14 protein-coding genes are annotated in these 15,241 nt (G+C 71.3%); 4 read left to right on the top strand and 10 right to left on the bottom strand.

Features of this window, described 5'->3' with window-relative positions:
* Positions 1-31: 31 nt before the first annotated feature.
* The 7 genes from AF335_RS17505 to AF335_RS17535 all read right to left on the bottom strand — a co-directional run bounded on the left by AF335_RS17505 (position 32) and on the right by AF335_RS17535 (position 6,955).
* Positions 32-766 (bottom strand): transglycosylase SLT domain-containing protein, encoded by a 735-nt coding sequence (locus tag AF335_RS17505; RefSeq protein ID WP_102919341.1) that lies wholly within the window; start codon positions 764-766, stop codon positions 32-34.
* A 342-nt stretch (positions 767-1,108) separates the two neighbouring features.
* On the bottom strand, positions 1,109-1,909 hold the full coding sequence (locus AF335_RS17510) for a GNAT family N-acetyltransferase (RefSeq protein ID WP_184743534.1): 801 nt from the start codon (positions 1,907-1,909) through the stop codon (positions 1,109-1,111).
* A 77-nt stretch (positions 1,910-1,986) separates the two neighbouring features.
* Positions 1,987-3,528: an amino acid permease gene (locus AF335_RS17515; RefSeq protein ID WP_228773577.1), complete on the bottom strand. Its 1,542-nt coding sequence runs from the start codon at positions 3,526-3,528 to the stop codon at positions 1,987-1,989.
* 159 nt (positions 3,529-3,687) lie between these two features.
* Entirely contained in the window at positions 3,688-4,854 is a 1,167-nt protein-coding gene (locus AF335_RS17520; RefSeq protein WP_102919343.1) for a methyltransferase domain-containing protein, read from the bottom strand.
* Between the two features lie 6 nt (positions 4,855-4,860).
* A complete protein-coding gene (locus AF335_RS36220) occupies positions 4,861-4,995 on the bottom strand; it encodes a hypothetical protein (RefSeq protein WP_260421994.1) in 135 nt (44 codons plus the stop codon).
* A 206-nt stretch (positions 4,996-5,201) separates the two neighbouring features.
* The gene (locus tag AF335_RS17525) at positions 5,202-5,741 is read right to left on the bottom strand and encodes a GNAT family N-acetyltransferase (RefSeq protein WP_102919344.1); all 540 of its coding nucleotides are present in this window, start codon (positions 5,739-5,741) and stop codon (positions 5,202-5,204) included.
* A 317-nt stretch (positions 5,742-6,058) separates the two neighbouring features.
* Positions 6,059-6,955, bottom strand: a complete 897-nt coding sequence (locus tag AF335_RS17535; RefSeq protein ID WP_102919346.1) for a LysR substrate-binding domain-containing protein — start codon at positions 6,953-6,955, stop codon at positions 6,059-6,061.
* Between the two features lie 137 nt (positions 6,956-7,092).
* Between AF335_RS17535 and AF335_RS17540 the strand changes: the two genes are divergently transcribed.
* From AF335_RS17540 to AF335_RS17555, 4 genes are all read left to right on the top strand, one after another.
* The gene (locus AF335_RS17540) at positions 7,093-7,830 is read left to right on the top strand and encodes an acetoacetate decarboxylase (protein ID WP_102919347.1); all 738 of its coding nucleotides are present in this window, start codon (positions 7,093-7,095) and stop codon (positions 7,828-7,830) included.
* 17 nt (positions 7,831-7,847) lie between these two features.
* On the top strand, positions 7,848-8,837 hold the full coding sequence (locus tag AF335_RS17545) for a 3-hydroxyacyl-CoA dehydrogenase family protein (protein WP_102919348.1): 990 nt from the start codon (positions 7,848-7,850) through the stop codon (positions 8,835-8,837).
* Between the two features lie 20 nt (positions 8,838-8,857).
* Entirely contained in the window at positions 8,858-10,357 is a 1,500-nt protein-coding gene (locus AF335_RS17550; protein ID WP_211304109.1) for a CoA transferase, read from the top strand.
* Positions 10,358-10,574: 217 nt separating this feature from the next.
* Complete coding sequence (locus tag AF335_RS17555) at positions 10,575-11,906, top strand: glycoside hydrolase family protein (protein ID WP_228773576.1); 1,332 nt, start codon at positions 10,575-10,577, stop codon at positions 11,904-11,906.
* Positions 11,907-12,266: 360 nt separating this feature from the next.
* Here the strand turns inward: AF335_RS17555 and AF335_RS17560 are convergent, their stop codons facing one another.
* The 3 genes from AF335_RS17560 to AF335_RS17570 form a co-directional block, all read right to left on the bottom strand.
* On the bottom strand, positions 12,267-12,854 hold the full coding sequence (locus tag AF335_RS17560; protein WP_102919351.1) for a hypothetical protein: 588 nt from the start codon (positions 12,852-12,854) through the stop codon (positions 12,267-12,269).
* A gap of 187 nt (positions 12,855-13,041) precedes the next feature.
* Positions 13,042-13,806 carry an alpha/beta hydrolase family protein gene (locus tag AF335_RS17565; protein WP_102919352.1) on the bottom strand — a complete coding sequence of 255 codons (765 nt, stop codon included), beginning with the start codon at positions 13,804-13,806 and terminating at the stop codon, positions 13,042-13,044.
* A 207-nt stretch (positions 13,807-14,013) separates the two neighbouring features.
* The gene (locus tag AF335_RS17570) at positions 14,014-15,219 is read right to left on the bottom strand and encodes a glycosyltransferase (protein ID WP_102919661.1); all 1,206 of its coding nucleotides are present in this window, start codon (positions 15,217-15,219) and stop codon (positions 14,014-14,016) included.
* Positions 15,220-15,241: the final 22 nt, after the last annotated feature.

The following is a 15,241-nucleotide window of genomic DNA, read 5'->3' on the forward strand; positions in this document are numbered from 1 at the left end:
GGAAAGTGCGTGGGGTGATCAGTGAGGGTGATCAGTAGGCGGAGTTGACGCGGTCCATCGAGCCGTACTTGTCGGCCGCGTAGTTGCAGGACGCGGCGATGTTGGCGACCGGGTCGTAGATGTCCCAGGACGTGCCCTCGACGTGATACGCCTTGAACGTCGGGTCGATGATCTGCAGCAGGCCCTTCGACGGAATACCGGCGGCAGCGTTGGAGTCCCAGTTGTTGATCGCCTGGGGGTTACCCGTCGACTCACGCATGATGTTCCGCTTGATGCCCTCGTACGAAGCGGGAATACCCTTCGCACGCAGGATGTCCAGCGCCTCGTTGATCCAGCCGTCCAGGTTGTTCCCGTAAGCCTTCTTCTCAACCGCAGCCGGAGCCGGGGCCGGGGCGGCAGGAGCCGGGGCGGCCTGGACCGGCTTACGCTCCTGCGAACGGCTCGCCGTCTCCTTCCGCGCACGCTCCGCATCAGCCTTCGCCTTCGCAGCGGTCTCCGCGGCGTTCTTCTGCGCGGCCGCGGCGTCCGTCCGGGCCTCAGCGATGGCGTCCGCGACCCGCTGGGCCAGCTCACCCTGCTCCTGCGCACCAGCAGTGCCGGTGGCGGTGGTGCTCACCGCGACAGGCTTGACGTCCAGCGCCTGCGACTCGGCCGAGGCCGGAACGGCGGCGAACGCCACCGCGGCTATCCCGGCCGCGGCAATACCAGCGGTGGAGAGCTTGTGGACCAGGGGCAGACGGGTATAACCGGAGATGGTGGAGCGCATAACTGAGCTGAACCTCTTCCAATCGCGGATGTCGCAGGCCCGGAAACGGCGCGGAAAAAGCGCCGCGTCTCGATCGACGGCGCCAAGCGACCCCGTAATTGTTAGCCGCCGGAAAACCCCCTGGCAAAGGTGTGACCTACTACCCCACACCGTTCAGGCGAGCCTCCAGCACCCCACCCAAACGCCCGAGATGTCCGATTTCGCTGGGTTCAGGGACCACTACTCCCACTCGTAGGTGATCTGGGCCCTATGCCCGGCCTCACACCGCGCCCCCACCCATTCCACCCACAGCGACCACATGCTCATCCACAGTGACCAAACCCGGATGCGGCGATCGCCGGATCAGCCTTTCAGGCTGTAGAAGTGGATTCGTGTGTTGGGCCTGAACCCGATGCGCGGGTACACGGGGGCTCCGGCGGCGGTGGCGTGCAGCGTGGCGCGGGTGAGCCCGGTGGCCCGCGCGCCTTCGTGCAGCGCCTTGCGCGTGACCGCCTCGCCGTAGCCCTTGCGCTGCCACCGCGGGTCCGTGGCGACGAGTACGACGAACAGGCGGCCTTGCGCTTCGACCGTGCCGGCGCACGCCACCGGTTCGTCGCCTCGCATGGCCAGGTAGGCGTAGACCTCGTTCTTCCAGAGCGTGGATCCGACCAGGCCGTCGCGGCCCTCCTCCAGCGGGAACCCGTACGCGCGTGATTGCAGGTCGGCGTAGGCCCGCAACTGCTCGTCGGTGCTCACACGGGCGAACGTCAGGTCGGGGTGCGCCGGTGCGGGGATGGGGAGCAGGTCGCCGGCCATGCCCGTACCGGGGAAGGCGTACTGGAGGCCGGCCTGCTCGGCTGTCGTCTCCAGCCCCGAGCGGGCCTCGTTGTCGAGAAGGTCTTCGAAGAGCCACACGAGGCCCGGACGCTTCTTTGTCCGCATGATGGCCGCGGCCTGGCTCAGACGGTGCCCGACGAGCTCCGCTCCCGCTCCCGCCTCGGTCAAGGTGATGCAGTTCCAGAACCCGAACCGGCTGTCGGCCCAGCGGACGGCGATGCCCGGAAGGTCGCGCACGTCCGCGTCCGCGGCGCGGTCGAGCACCATGGTCCGCCAGACCGTGGTGAGCTGCTGTACCGATTCGATGGACTCCGCGGAAACGGTCACGGTGCCTCCATGATTTGTTGTGCCCGGCAAGGCACCTGAGCGGGGGACTCTACGTGCGGCTTGCGGTTCCGCTGTCATCAGATGCTGTTCTCGGTTTCTTCGGTTCGGTCGGGGGCGTTCGCCGTGCCGGAGCCCGTGCCGGAGCGGGGCACACCGTAGGAACGGCTTCCGAAGCGCCACCACAGGGCGGCCATGACGAGTGCCACCAGCAAGGCGACGGGCGTGTAGTTGAAGCTCGTGGCGGTGACCGGGCTGGACTGCGGCAGCAGGAACAGCACTGTTACCCCGGCCGCCCAGCACACCGCCACCCAGCCGATCGGCCGGCTCCAGCGGCCCAGGTGCCAGGGCCCGGGGGTGAACCGGTCCCGGTGGCGCAGTCGCAGCAGCACCGGAATGGCGTAGGCCGGGGTGAAACCCACGACGGAGATCGCGGTCACCGCCGAGAACGCCGTGGCGGAATACAGGGACGGCAGGGCGAGCACGAAGGCGACAGCGACGGCGAGCCGGACGGCGTTGGCCGGGACGGCCGTACGGCGGGTGACCTTCCGCCAGCGCGCCGAGCCGGGCAGGGCGCCGTCCCGGGCGAAGGCGTAGATCATGCGGCTGGCGGCCGCGGTCACGGTGTAACCGCACAGGAACTGCGCGACGATGATCACCAGCAGCAACGCCTTCGCCGTCGCCACGCCCAGAGCGTCCAGGAGGATCTGCGCCACCGGCACCCCGGTCTCGCTGCCCAGCGTCCCGGCGTAGTCCTGGACGGCGAACAGCAAGGCGGCCAGCAGGACACCGCCGGCGATCCAGGACACCGCCACCGAGCGGACGACCCCGCGCGCCGCGGCCACGGAAGCACCACTGGTCTCCTCGCTCAGGTGGGCCGAGGTGTCGTAGCCGGCCAGCGCGAAGCACGGCAGCAGCATGCCCAGCAGGATCACGTACACGGGGCTCGACCAGCCGGTGTTGTCGGTGAACTCGGAGAACACGAAGCCGGCCGGCTGATGGTGAGCGGGGATGAGGGTCAGGGCGCCGACGATCACGACGGCCCCGGCCAGGTGCCACCACGCGCTCAGGGAAGTCAGGACGTTCATCAGCCGGGTGCCGAGGAGGTTCAGGACCGCGTGCAGCGCGAGGATGACCGCGTACACGACCAGCAGGGACCCCGGTGTCGGCACGTAGCCGAACTGGAGGTTCGCCCAGGCGGCGGTGAAGGTCGCGATGCCGTAGTCCTGGGCCGCGATCCCGCCGAGCAGGCCCAGAAGGTTGAGCCAGCCGGTGTACCAGCTCCACCGCTCACCGCCGAGCCGGCGGGCCATGTAGTACAGGCCGCCGCTGGTGGGGTAGCGGGAGGTGATCTCGGCCAGCGCCGCGGCCAGGCACAGCACCAGCGGCCCCACGGCGAGCCACCCCCACACCACCACCGCGGGTCCACCGCTGTTCAGGCCGTAGCCGAGAAGCAGCAGCGTCCCGGACATGATGGAGATGGCCGACAGGGAAGCGGAGAAGTTACCGAAGGCGCCTATGTGCCGGTGCAGTTGCTGGGTGTAGCCGAGCTCCTTGAGTGTGCGTTCATCGTCCTCCAGCGGCTCGGATCGCTGCCATCGTGCATGTGCTGAGGTACACATCGAGGTTCTCCGCACAGAGAGGAGCAGGAATGGATGGGCGAAGTGGAGGGTGGCTGCCGGGCCGTGTCACATCCGGCCGGCCGTGACGCGGCTACCGCCCGACAGCACTGAGTACGACCCTCCCAACTTCGGAACCGTGGCACTACGCCGCTGACGAGCTCAGATCCGGTTGGCGGGGCTGTCCAGCCATGCCTCGTGGAAGCCGTCGGCGCTGACGGTCATGCCGAAGCGGTCGGGCCCCGGGCGGCCATGGGCTACGTACCGGTCCCAGGCGGCCGCGACCTCGTCCCAAAGCTTCCGCGGCCCGTGCTGCCACACGGTGAACGTGCCTCCGCCGGTCTCCGTCTCGTCGACGGCGGCCCATGAGCCGGCGTCGACGGTAGCGACCCACAGGCGCCGGACGACGCCGTCGACGGCCGGGGCCTCGTGCCAGGCGTACCAGAGGTCCGGCAGTCGCAGGGCGAGGGCGAACTGCGCGGCGAAATCGTCGCCGGCGACCGCGTCGGGCGGCAGTGTGGTGCGGGATTCGTCGGGCTGGTGGTCGTCCCGCACGACGTCACGGTAGATGCGCAGGTCAAGGCGCTGTCCACGGGCGGGCATAAAGTCCGCGTACGGGTGGAAGCGGCCCTGTGCGCTGCCGTCGTCCCGGACGGTCAGGTGGAGCAGTCCGTAGTTGCACCAGGGCCTGGACCAGGGGGTGAGGATCGTGCCGCCCGGCCGTGTCTGCCGAAGCAGGGTGGCGGGCAGCCGGTTGAGGGAACAGGTGGCCATGACGTGGTCGTACGGGGCGCCGTCGGGCGCTCCGAACGTGCCGTCGCCGACCACCACCTTGACGCCCGGGGCGAGCCGTTCCAGGGTGGTCGCGGCCTGCTCGGCCACCTCGGCGTCGACTTCCAGGCTGGTGACGTTGCCGGCGCCGATGACGTGGGCCAGCAGGGCGGCGTTCCAGCCCGTACCGGTCCCGATCTCCAGCACGCGTTGCCCGGGCCCGGGGTCGAGGGTGCCGAGCATGCGGGCGACGACGGCGGGGGCCGACGCGGACGACGACGGGAAGACCTCTGTGCCGGCCTCGACCGGTCGGCCGTCGTTGACCTGCGTCACCACCGAGGTGGGCGCGTACGCGGCGGCCCGCCACCGGTCCGGCTGTTTCCCGGCGTCGATCGGAACGTAGTGGTCGCCGTCCCACCGCCAGAGGACCTGGGGCAGGAATTCATGCCGGCGGACCGCGGCCATGGCGGCTGCCCAGGGCTCCGGGAGCTCACCGTTCTCCGCCGCGATCGCGGTCAGCATGGCCCGGACCGCGGGCAGTTCCTCCGTGGCGGTCATCGCCGTTCAGCTCTTCTTGTGCTTCGGGTCCGACTTGGGCTGAGAGGTGTCGTCGGAGGGCTTGTCCTTGCCGGGGTCCTTGCCGCCGCGGTGGTCGCCTTTCCCGTCGCCCGTCGAGCCCTTACCCGTTCCCCACCCCATGGCGTTCCCCTCCGTGGTCGGTTGCGAGCGCCACGCTAGCGGCCCGGTTCCCGTGCCGGTAGACGGCGGGGTCTCGCGACCAGCGGTGCGGGGCCTGGACCCGCCGTTCCCGAGTGCGCCCGGATTCCGGGCCGTGGATCTGCGGGCCCACCCTGAGAGAGCACCGCCATTGCAGGAGCGTCCAGTTGACGGCCGACATCCCTCGGTCAGACCCTCGCGGTACGAGCGATGCGGTAGAGCACGTTCGGACGCAGTGGCCCTTCGGGAGCCGTGGGATCGTCGAAATCGCCTGCCGGGTCCCGCGTCATACCGATCCGGCGCATCACCGCCTGCGAGCGGAGGTTGGTGGCCGTTGTCACGGCCAGGATCTCGGGAAGTCCAAGGGTGTCGAAGCCGTGGGCCAGGGTTGCCAGCGCGGCTTCGGTGGCGTAGCCCTGACCCCAGGCGGAGCGGGCGAGCCGCCAGCCGATCTCCACTCCTGTGAACGGCATGCAGTCGTCCACCTGATCCAAGCCCGCGAAGCCGATGAACTCTCCCGTGTCCCGCGCCTCGACCGCCCACCACCCATAGCCTCGTTGGTCGAACTCGGCCTGGAAGCACGCCACGGAGGCATCGCTCTGTTCGCGGGTGAGCAGGTCGCCCAGGTGCTCCCGCACCTCGGGATCGGCGTTCATCGTCGCCCATGGTCCAAGGTCGGAGTCACGCCATCGACGGAGGGTGAGGCGATCGGTACGCAGTTCGGTCATGCCGCCCAGCCAACGTCAGCCCTGGCCTCGGGGCAATCTTTTTCTTGGTGACACCGTGGCATGGAAAGCCTGCGCGGCCGGTTGCCGGCGGACCCCACGAGGTCCCGGCCTCGGGGACGCCCCGTTCGCCTCCGTCCGCGGTACACCGCCGAGGACACTCCGTCGGCGCCGCACCGGGCCGCCGAACCCGCTGGGCCCGGCGGGCTGATCGTCGTCTTCGGGTCACCGCGGCTCGTAGGCGGGACCCGTACCGCGCTCGCTCCGGAGCCCGCCTGAAGGAGCGCGGCCCGCGTCCTCGCCGATGCCGGTGAGCGGGTTCACGGGCCGGTGTGCCGGGTGATGAGGTCCAGGAGGCGGTGCACGGCCGCGTCCGCGTCGGCGCGCCGGACGGCGGCGACGGTCGTCCGCAGGTACGGCGACGCTTCCCGGAGCGGCACGAAGGTGATCCCGGGGACGGGGAAGTCACGCAGGTCCTCCGGCATCAGGCTGACGCACAGCCCGGCGGCGACGTAGCCGAGCAGACCGGTGAGATCGTCGGCGTCAGCACGGCGGCGCGGTGTGAACCCGGATTCCCCGCAGGCGAGTCGGGCCTGCCGGGCCAGCCCCGGCAAGGCCGTTTCACTGAGGAGCACGAAGTCGTCCTCGCGGAGATCGGAAAGCGCGACGGACGCGGCTCCGGCCAACCGGTGCTCGTCCGGCAGGGCCGCGACGATGCGCTCGACGGCGAAGTCGTGGACGACCAGATCATCCGGGACGGGCGACGGGTCCCGGATGAACGCGAGGTCCAGGGCGCCGGAGCGGAGCATCTCGACGAGCGTGACGGTGGCGTCCTGGTGCAGGTGGACACGCAGGCCGGGCAGTTCCTCGGCAGCGGCGCGCAGCAACCGGGGCAGGTGGCGGTGGCTCAGGATGCTCACGTATCCCACCCGCACATCACCCTCCAGGCCGTGCGCGACGCGCCGTACGCGCTCGACGACCGCGGACTGGGCGTCCAGCAGCCGCCGCGCCTCCACGGCGAAGGCCGTACCCGCGGGGGTGAGGCGCAGGTCCCCCGGCCGGCGGTCCAGCAGGGTCACGCCCAGGCCCCGCTCCAGCCGCTGCATCGCCTGGCTGAGCGGGGGCTGACTCATCGAGAGGCGCTGCGCCGCCCGGCCGAAGTGCCTCTCCTCGGCGAGGGCCAGGAACTGCTCCAGCAGGCGCTTGGTGAACTCCATATGGTCAACCATATCGAATGAGCGGGAAACATATATTGGACAGACATTGGCTCCGTGGAGTGCAGTGGTTCCAAGCGCTGAGCGGAGGAATCCGCTCCCCGCCCTGACAGGCACAGGCGTCTCCAAGGAAGCCACTCATGCATATGCACGACGTCGCCCAGCTGTTCACCACCCCGCTGGACGCCCCCGCTTTCGCCCCCACCCGGTACCGGTTCACCGACCGTGAGTACCTGAACATCACCTATCGCACCGATCCCGAAGCCCTGCGGCGGGTCGTCCCCGAACCGCTGTCGGTCCCCGAACCGCTGGTGCGGTTCGAGATCATGCGGATGCCCGATGTGACGGGTCTGGGTGACTACACCGAGGCGGGCCAGGTCATCCCCGTCGAGCACGAGGGCGAGCGCGGTGAGTACAACCTGGCGATGTACCTCGACAGCGTGCCGGCGATCTCCAGCGGGCGGGAACTGAGCGCCTACCCGAAGAAGGCGGGCTCGCCCAGGCTCTACGTCGACTCCGACACCCTGGTCGGCACCCTGGACTACGGCTCCCTGCGGGTGGCCACCGCCACCATGGGATACAAGCACCACCCGATGGACCTGGAAGAGGCCCGGGCGGAGATCTGCGTGCCCACGTTCATGGTCAAGGCGGTGCCCGGTTACGACGGCCGGCCGCGCATCTGCGAACTGGTCCGTACCCAGATCACCGACATCACCGTCAAGAGCGCCTTCCGCGGCCCGGCCCGCCTGGAGCTCTTCGCCCACGCGCTGGCCCCGCTCGCGGACCTCCCGGTGCTCGAGGTCGTCGCCGCCGGCCACATCCTCACCGACCTCACCCTGAGCCCGGCCGCAGTCGTCCACGACTACCTCGCCCACTGAGAAGGCGGTGCAGCCACATGAACTCTCCCACCACCCACGCGTTCCCCACGGACGCGAAGACCGCCCCGTACCGACGGGCAGCCGTCATCGGCGGCGGCGTGATCGGCATCTCCTGGACCGGGCTCTTCCTCGCCCACGGCCTGGACGTCGTCGTCAGTGACCCGCGCCCCGACGCGCGGGAGAAGGTCCTGGCCGGGCTCGACGAGATCGCCCCGGCCCTGGCGGCGCTCGGGCTGCCCACCGAGAACCTGACCGCCCGGCTCCGTTTCGAGGCCGACCTGGCCACCGCCGTCGCGGACGCCGACGTCGTACAGGAGAACGGCCCCGAGCGCCTGCCCGTGAAGCAGGAGATCTGGCAGACCGTCGAGCAGGCCGCCCCCGCCCACGCGCTGCTGGCCACCTCGACCTCCGGAATCCCCGCGACCGCGATCGCCGAGGCCATGCGGCAGCCGGAGCGCCTCGTCGTCGGCCACCCGTTCAACCCGCCGCACCTCGTACCCCTGGTGGAGATCGTCCCCGGTGAGCGGACCTCCGCGCACACGCTCCGGCAGGCCCACGACTTCTACACGGCGCTCGGCAAGAAGCCCCAGATCCTCCGCAAGGAGATCCCCGGCTTCGTGGCCAACCGGCTCCAGTCCGCGCTCTTCCGCGAATGCGTGCACCTGGTGGCCGAGGGAGTGGTGACCGAGGCCGAACTCGACGAGATCGTCACCGACTCCATCGGCCTCCGCTGGGCGGTCGCGGGCCCCTTCCGCACCTTCCACCTCGGCGGTGGGCCCGGCGGCCTGCCGCACTTCCTCCGGCACCTGGGCCACGCCATGGAGGCGGCCTGGCCCGGCCTGGGCACCCCCGTCTTCGACGAGCCCACCGTCGCCCGGCTGACCGAGCAGGCGGAGCACGCCTTCGGGGACACGCCCGTGGGCGAGCTGGCCATCCGCCGTGACCGTGCGCAGATCGCCCTGATGCGCGCCCTCGCCACGACCCCCGACACCCACGCCCACGTATGAGCGGCCGGAAAGGCAGCACGATGGACACCCAGCTCACCGCCAGGATCAAGGCCGCGCTCGACAAGCCGGTCACCGGCGAGGCCGACGACGACTTCGACATCCACACCGCGCTGAACGACGTCCTCGCCGGCGTCGGCATGGGCGAACAGGACGCCGGAGGCACGGTCTCCTTCATCGGCGCCGACCCCGTCGTCCCCTCCACCCTCCGGCTGGCCGCCGCGCCCGCTCTCGGCCTGACGGCCAAGTCCGTGGCCCTGGCAAAGCTGTGGCAGCACCGCGGCGGCCCCGGCCAGGACGTCACCATGGATCTGCGCAAGGCCCCGCACCGGCTCTGCCCCTTCTACGACGGCAAGTGGGAGAAGCTCAACGGCTACCCGGTCCTCGCCCCCGACGATCCCTTCGCCCTCTCCTTCTACCGCGCGGGCGACGGCCGCTGGGTGATGCCGCTGAACGTCTACCCGGCGCTGAAGTCCCGCACCCTGAAGCTGCTGGGCACCCCCGACGACGCGACGGCCATCGCCAACGCCGTCGCCCGCTGGGACGGCGCGGAACTGGAGCGGGCCGGCGCGGACGCCGGCGTCGTCATGCCGATGCTGCGCACCACCCGGGAGTTCCTCGACACCCGGCAGTACCGCGACGTCCTGGCCGGCATGCCGCTGATCGAGATAGAGAAGATCGGCGACAGCGACCCCGAACCGCTGCCGCCCGGCGCCTCCCAGCCCCTCGACGGTGTGCGCGCACTGGGCCTCGGCCACGTCATCGCCGGCGCCGCCATCGGCCGCACCATGGCCCAGCACGGCGCCGACGCGCTCAACATCTGGCGCCCCGGCCAGTACGAGAACGACATCCTCTACTACACCGCCCAGGTCGGCGTACGCTCCGCCACGCTCGACCACGCCCGGGACCCGCAGGCCGCGGCGACCCTGCGCGACCTGCTGCGCGGCGCCGACGTCTTCTACGCCAACCACCGCGCCGGCTACCTGGAACGCATGGGGCTGACCGCGCAGGAGGCCGCCGCGATCCGGCCCGGCATCATCCACGCCACCGTCAGCCTGCACGGGCGGCACGGCCCGTGGGCGGGCCGCGTCGGCTTCGACCAGACCGCCGGCTGCGTCAGCGGGATGATGAACCTCGAGGGCACCGACGACAACCCGGCACTGCCCCCGATCAAGGTCGTCAACGACTATCTGGTTCCCTGGCTGGCCACGACCGGCATCATCGCCGCCCTGATGCGGCGCGCCACCGAGGGCGGCAGCTACCGCGTGCACGTGTCCCTCACCCGGGTCGCCCTCTGGATCCTCAGCCTCGGCATCCTCGACAAGGACTACGCGCGGGCACTCGCCGGCACGGGCGAGCGGCACGCCTATCTCGATCCGGACACCTTCACCGCCGACACCCCGTGCGGCCTCTATCAGGGCGTCACGGACCAGGTCGTCATGTCCCGCACCCCGGGCACCTTCCGCACGGTCCTCGCACCGCGCGGCTCGGGCCGCCCGGAATGGCTCGCGCCCGGTCACTAACCGCCGGCGCCGGTGCCCCGGCCCGGTGGGGCCGGGGCACCGGCGCCGGTCGTGCGGGACGTTCCGGGCGCGCTCCCCGTGCTCCCGTCGCGCACCATGTGGGCCGAAACAGGGGCCGAAATCCGGATGCCGGCGCCTATCCTTGGATGTCGTGGGGCGGCGACATGATGCGGCGGAGTCGGTGAGGTCCGGCACGGGGCGACGGCTGTTCGCTTCCTTGCTCGGCACGTGCGGCGCGGTGGCGCTGGCGGCTCTTTCCCTGGCGGCGGCCTCGGGCGGAGCGGGAGGCGGCAGGTTACCGAAAGCGGGCCGGAGGCAGGAGGACGTCCGGCCGGGCTGGGGCTTCACCCACACCCAGTACAGCGCGGACCACGGCACGCCGGAGGCCACGTACAGGGCCGGGGCCCTGCTCTCCGCCCGTTCCCTGCCGCAGAACCAGCACATCATGGGATGGGGCGCGGAGAACCCCGAACCGGCGCCCGGGCGCTACGACTTCCAGGCCCTCGACGAGCGGGTCGCCCTGATGCGGGCCACCGGCGCCACCCCCGTCCTCACCCTGTGCGGCGCGCCCGACTGGATGAAAGGCGGCCGGAAGAGGCGTACCGACTGGTCCCGGCTGGAGGCCGCTCCCGATCGCCGGCACTACGGGGACTTCGCCCGGCTCGCGGGCACGGTCGCCCGTCGCTACCCGGACGTCAAACACTTCCTCGTGTGGAACGAGCTGAAGGGCTTCTACGACGAGGGCAGGCGCCGGTGGGACTACGAGGGGTACACCGAGCTGTACAACCTCGTCCACGCGGAGCTGAAGAGGCAGAGTCCGGGCAACCTCGTCGGCGGCCCCTACGTGGTGGCCGACCACGACCCGCCCGCCGTGGACCGCGAGGATCGTTCGCCCGAACTGCGCGGCCCCTGGGGCGAGCTCGACCAGCGCTCCGCCGACGTCGTCCACTACTGGAACGCGCACAAGTCGGGCGCGGACTTCGTCGTCGTCGACGGATCCAGCTATACCCGTGAGGGCCACCGGGCGATCCCCGACGAGTTCGCCGCCACCGAGAAGTTCGCCGACGTCACCCGTTGGCTGAGGAGCGTCACCGGGCTTCCGGTGTGGTGGGCCGAGTGGTACGTCGAGCCGCCCGCCCGGGACGACCGGCCGGGCGGCCGGGACGGCTGGAGCGAGCAGCACCGCATCGCCGTACACGCCGTCGCCATGATGCGACTGGCGGCGAGCGGCGCGGCCGCCGCCCTCTACTGGAACCCGCAGCGGACCGGGGACGACTGCCCGGGCTGTCTGTGGCGGAGCACCCACCTGCCCGACGGGGGCCGAGAGCTGCCCATGGCCCGGCTGCTGGGCCGGTTCGCCCACGAGTTCCCTCCGGGCAGCGCTTTCCGGCCGGTTGCCGCGACCGCGGAGCAGGGCACCAGGATCCAGGTCCTCGCCGACGATGCGGCCGTGCTCGTCGTCAACACCGAGTCCCGGCGGGTCACGGCCCGGGTGGACGGGCAGGTGTTGTCCCTCGCTCCGTACGAGGTGCGCTGGATCTCCTGCTGAGCTTGTGCTTGAGCCCCCGGGCTCACGGCCCTCGGGTCTGCACGGGGATGACCTGGTGCGGGCACAGGCGGGCCGGACCGGCGACGGGCGCGGGATCGTGTTCCTGCGGGGGACGCTGTCAGGGGCCCGGAAGCCGGGGGCGGCGCTCGACCGCATCGCGGCGCGGGACGTGTCATGCCTCGGAGTGTGTGACGGTCGCGAGGGCACCCGGCGACTGAGCGGGGTGCGCGTTACCGTCGGAAGCCCTGGCGCCCGGCCGGACCGGCCGTCAGGCCGCATGCCCGGCCAGGGCGCCGTGGACGAGCAGCGGCGCCGGGCAGGGCGGCGGTCCCGATCGTATCCGGGCCATGGCGGGCGGAGTTATGACGAGTAGACCTCGGCCATCTCCGTGATCTTGTTGTCGGAACCCACCGCGACATCGTAGAAGTTCATGCCCCAGCAGAACTCCCCGTCCTTCGTCTTCCGCTGCCCGCCGTCGTACTGCTTGCCGTCCGGGTCCGCGCAGGTCTTCACATGGGCGACGCCGCTGCCGGGGCCCGCCGTGGGACCGGGGATCTTGCCGCCGCCGCCCTCGGTGATGAGGACGAATTTGGTGTCCGGGCTCAGGGCATAGGTCTTCAGTTCGCCCACCGGGTGGTAGGAGGCCCCCGCGCCCGACGACGGGTCGCAGGCCGTCTCGGTGTCCTTGGCGATGACATTGTTCATCGCGCCCTCGACGTTGTTGACCCAGATGACCTTGTGGCCGGGCTTGAGCGAGGGGCAGCTGCCCTTGCCCGCGGCGCCCCCGCCCTTGGCGGGCGACGGCTTGGCCGACGGCTGAGCCGTGGCGCTGTGCGGCGGCTTCGCCGACGGCTCGGATGTGCCGGTGTCCTTCTCGGGACCGCAGGCGGTCAGGGTGAGCGCGCCGGCGAAGACGAGCGCGGATGCGAGAACATGGCGAACGGACATGGTGATCCCCCGTGGTGCAGCCCGGCTCCGACGGCCGGGACGATCCGGAGTTTATGGCATGGACATGCCTGTCTCATCATCGGCCGCCCGCCCGATGCGCCGTCGGCATCGGCGGCGCCGGGTCGCTCGTACGGTGGGCCGACCGGCAAGGCTCACCTCGCGGCAGACCGGACGCCGCCGCTCACCTTCAGGCCGGTGAGGTGACCGTCCGGCCGAGGTGCCGGGCGAAGAACCGGGTCGCGCTGTCGGCCTCGAACCTGGGCAGTTCCATGTGCTCGCCCGCGTTGGCGTGCAACGTCTTCTCCTTCGAGGCGAAGGCGTCGAACAGCGTGAGAGCGGCCTCGCGCGGGATGCGCTCGTCGTCCCACTGCACGGCGAACTCGATCGGGACGGTGATCCGCTTCGCCGCCTCGAACAGGGCATCGGGCCACATCATGCCGAAGACCGCGGCCGTGATCCTGGGCTCGGCCGCCACCAGCGGCACCCCGATCGCGGTGCCCAGGCCGATGCCGGCGTAGCCCACCGGCCCCTCGGCGCCGATCTCCGGGAGTTCCTGAAGGGCGTCGAGGGCCGCCCGGTATTCGGGCACGGCGAGCTCCGCCAGACGGGCGTTGTACGGGACGACGGCCGGGCCTTCCGGCTCGCCCGCCGCCTGCGCCTTGCGCAGCTCGGCGATCTCCCGCTCGTCGTGGGCGGTACGCGGCCGGTCGCCGTGGCCGGGCGCGTCGATGACGGCGGCGTGGAAGCCGCAGCCGGTCACGAGGAGGTGGGCGCGGCCCGCCATCGCCGGGTGCTTCTTGTGGGCGCCCCCACCGTGGCCCATCAGTACCAAGGGTGCGCGCTCGGCGCCGGAGGCCGGCGACCAGAGAACGCCGGGGACGCCGCCCAGGGTGAAGTCGCGTTCGCGTATGCCGTTCGAGGACGACTCGGCGGTGAACTGCAGAGAGTGCATGGGTGCTGCCTTTCGGGAGTGCCTTGTTGTCGAGGCGCTCCCGGCGACACCTACGTCAATCGCCGGCCGTGACGGGAAGGGGGAGCACCCACGTCGATACAGCGTTCATGGGTCTCACCTCCTCGGGCGGTGTCACGGTCGACCGCAAGCTACCAGCCTGCCCGTCGTCCCTCCAAACCTTTTTCCCGCCACTGATCACGGCTCCGGTCAGCCCGCCGCGACCAGCCGACGGGCCGCGGTCAGCGCACCGTCGGTACGTACCCGGTCGGCCAGCCCGTGGGCGGTCCTGGCCACCTGAGGGTCAAGGGCGCGGCGCAGCGCCGCGGTGAGGGAGCCGGCCGACGGGTCACCGGCGGGGTGGGCGCTGCCGATGCCGAGCGCGTCGACACGGCGGGCGAAGTAGAACTGGTCGAACATCCGGGGGACGATCACTTGTGGCGCGCCGGCCGCCGCGGCTGCCGTGGTGGTGCCGGCCCCGCCGTGGTGGACGACCGCGGCGACCCGTGGGAACAGCGCCTGCTGGTTCACCTCTCCGATCGTCAGGAAGCCGGGCGCGGCTTCGTCGAGGGACAGTCCGGCCCAGCCGCGGGCGAGGATCGCGCGGCGGCCGAGGGCGCGGGCGGTCTCGGCGATCGTCCGGGTGATGCCCTCGGGGGCGCGCATGCTGCCGAACCCGAAGTAGAGGGGTGGCTCGCCGGCGTCGAGGAACCGTTCCAGCTCGGGCGACAGCGGACGCCGGTCCGGGAGCGTCCAGGCACCGGTCTGGAACACGTCCAGCTCCGACGGCCGCGGCCATGGTGCCAGGGTCGGATCGGCCGCCAGCCACGGGGTGTCGGTGAAGAGATACCGGCTCACGTCGCCGGCCGGGCCGAGGCCGGCGGCCTCGCGCCGTGCGTCGAGTGCCGCGCTCCACATGGCGTTCCAGCGCTGTGCGTCCTGGGCCCACAGGGTCCGGTTGTCGACCGTGCCGTCCGCCGGCTTCTGCCCCAGCGACCCGAAGACGGGCGGCGCGTGGTGCGGCGAAGGCAGGGTGATCGGTGCGAACGCGCCGTAGACGTAGCGGATGCCGCGCTGCTCGGCGACCGAGTGGGCGGCGATCGCCAGGGCGCCGCCCGCCACGATCACGTCGCATCCTTCCGCGGCCGGGCCCACCGCCGCGAACTGGTCGGCGATCGTGCCTTCGATCATCTGCCGCCGCTGCTCGGGGGGGAACACGGCCCCCGTCGACTTCGCGGTCGTGTGCAGTTCCGGGCCGACCGGGACGTAGGCGATCCCGAGGGACGCGGCGGTCTCCTGGAAGTCGGGAGGCGCGCACACCACGGCCTCCTGGCCCAATTCCTTCAGCTGTGCGGCCAGGGCCAGCACCGGCTGGGCCTCTCCCCGTGAGCCGATCGTGGACAACAGCACCCGCATGGTCACTCCCCCGTTCTCGTGC

Source organism: Streptomyces eurocidicus (assembly GCF_002891295.1).
Classification (GTDB): Bacteria; Actinomycetota; Actinomycetes; order Streptomycetales; family Streptomycetaceae; genus Streptomyces; species Streptomyces eurocidicus.

What these genes read in the sequence shown, in the direction of transcription:
- AF335_RS17505 (WP_102919341.1), bottom strand. Translation starts at nt 766, where the DNA reads ATGCGCTCCACCATCTCCGGTTATACCCGTCTGCCCCTGGTCCACAAG.
- AF335_RS17535 (WP_102919346.1), bottom strand. Translation starts at nt 6,955, where the DNA reads ATGGAGTTCACCAAGCGCCTGCTGGAGCAGTTCCTGGCCCTCGCCGAG.
- AF335_RS17550 (WP_211304109.1), top strand. Translation starts at nt 8,858, where the DNA reads ATGGACACCCAGCTCACCGCCAGGATCAAGGCCGCGCTCGACAAGCCG.
- AF335_RS17565 (WP_102919352.1), bottom strand. Translation starts at nt 13,806, where the DNA reads ATGCACTCTCTGCAGTTCACCGCCGAGTCGTCCTCGAACGGCATACGC.
- AF335_RS36220 (WP_260421994.1), bottom strand. Translation starts at nt 4,995, where the DNA reads ATGGGGTGGGGAACGGGTAAGGGCTCGACGGGCGACGGGAAAGGCGAC.
- AF335_RS17560 (WP_102919351.1), bottom strand. Translation starts at nt 12,854, where the DNA reads ATGTCCGTTCGCCATGTTCTCGCATCCGCGCTCGTCTTCGCCGGCGCG.
- AF335_RS17515 (WP_228773577.1), bottom strand. Translation starts at nt 3,528, where the DNA reads ATGTGTACCTCAGCACATGCACGATGGCAGCGATCCGAGCCGCTGGAG.
- AF335_RS17540 (WP_102919347.1), top strand. Translation starts at nt 7,093, where the DNA reads ATGCATATGCACGACGTCGCCCAGCTGTTCACCACCCCGCTGGACGCC.
- AF335_RS17520 (WP_102919343.1), bottom strand. Translation starts at nt 4,854, where the DNA reads ATGACCGCCACGGAGGAACTGCCCGCGGTCCGGGCCATGCTGACCGCG.
- AF335_RS17545 (WP_102919348.1), top strand. Translation starts at nt 7,848, where the DNA reads ATGAACTCTCCCACCACCCACGCGTTCCCCACGGACGCGAAGACCGCC.
- AF335_RS17525 (WP_102919344.1), bottom strand. Translation starts at nt 5,741, where the DNA reads ATGACCGAACTGCGTACCGATCGCCTCACCCTCCGTCGATGGCGTGAC.
- AF335_RS17570 (WP_102919661.1), bottom strand. Translation starts at nt 15,219, where the DNA reads ATGCGGGTGCTGTTGTCCACGATCGGCTCACGGGGAGAGGCCCAGCCG.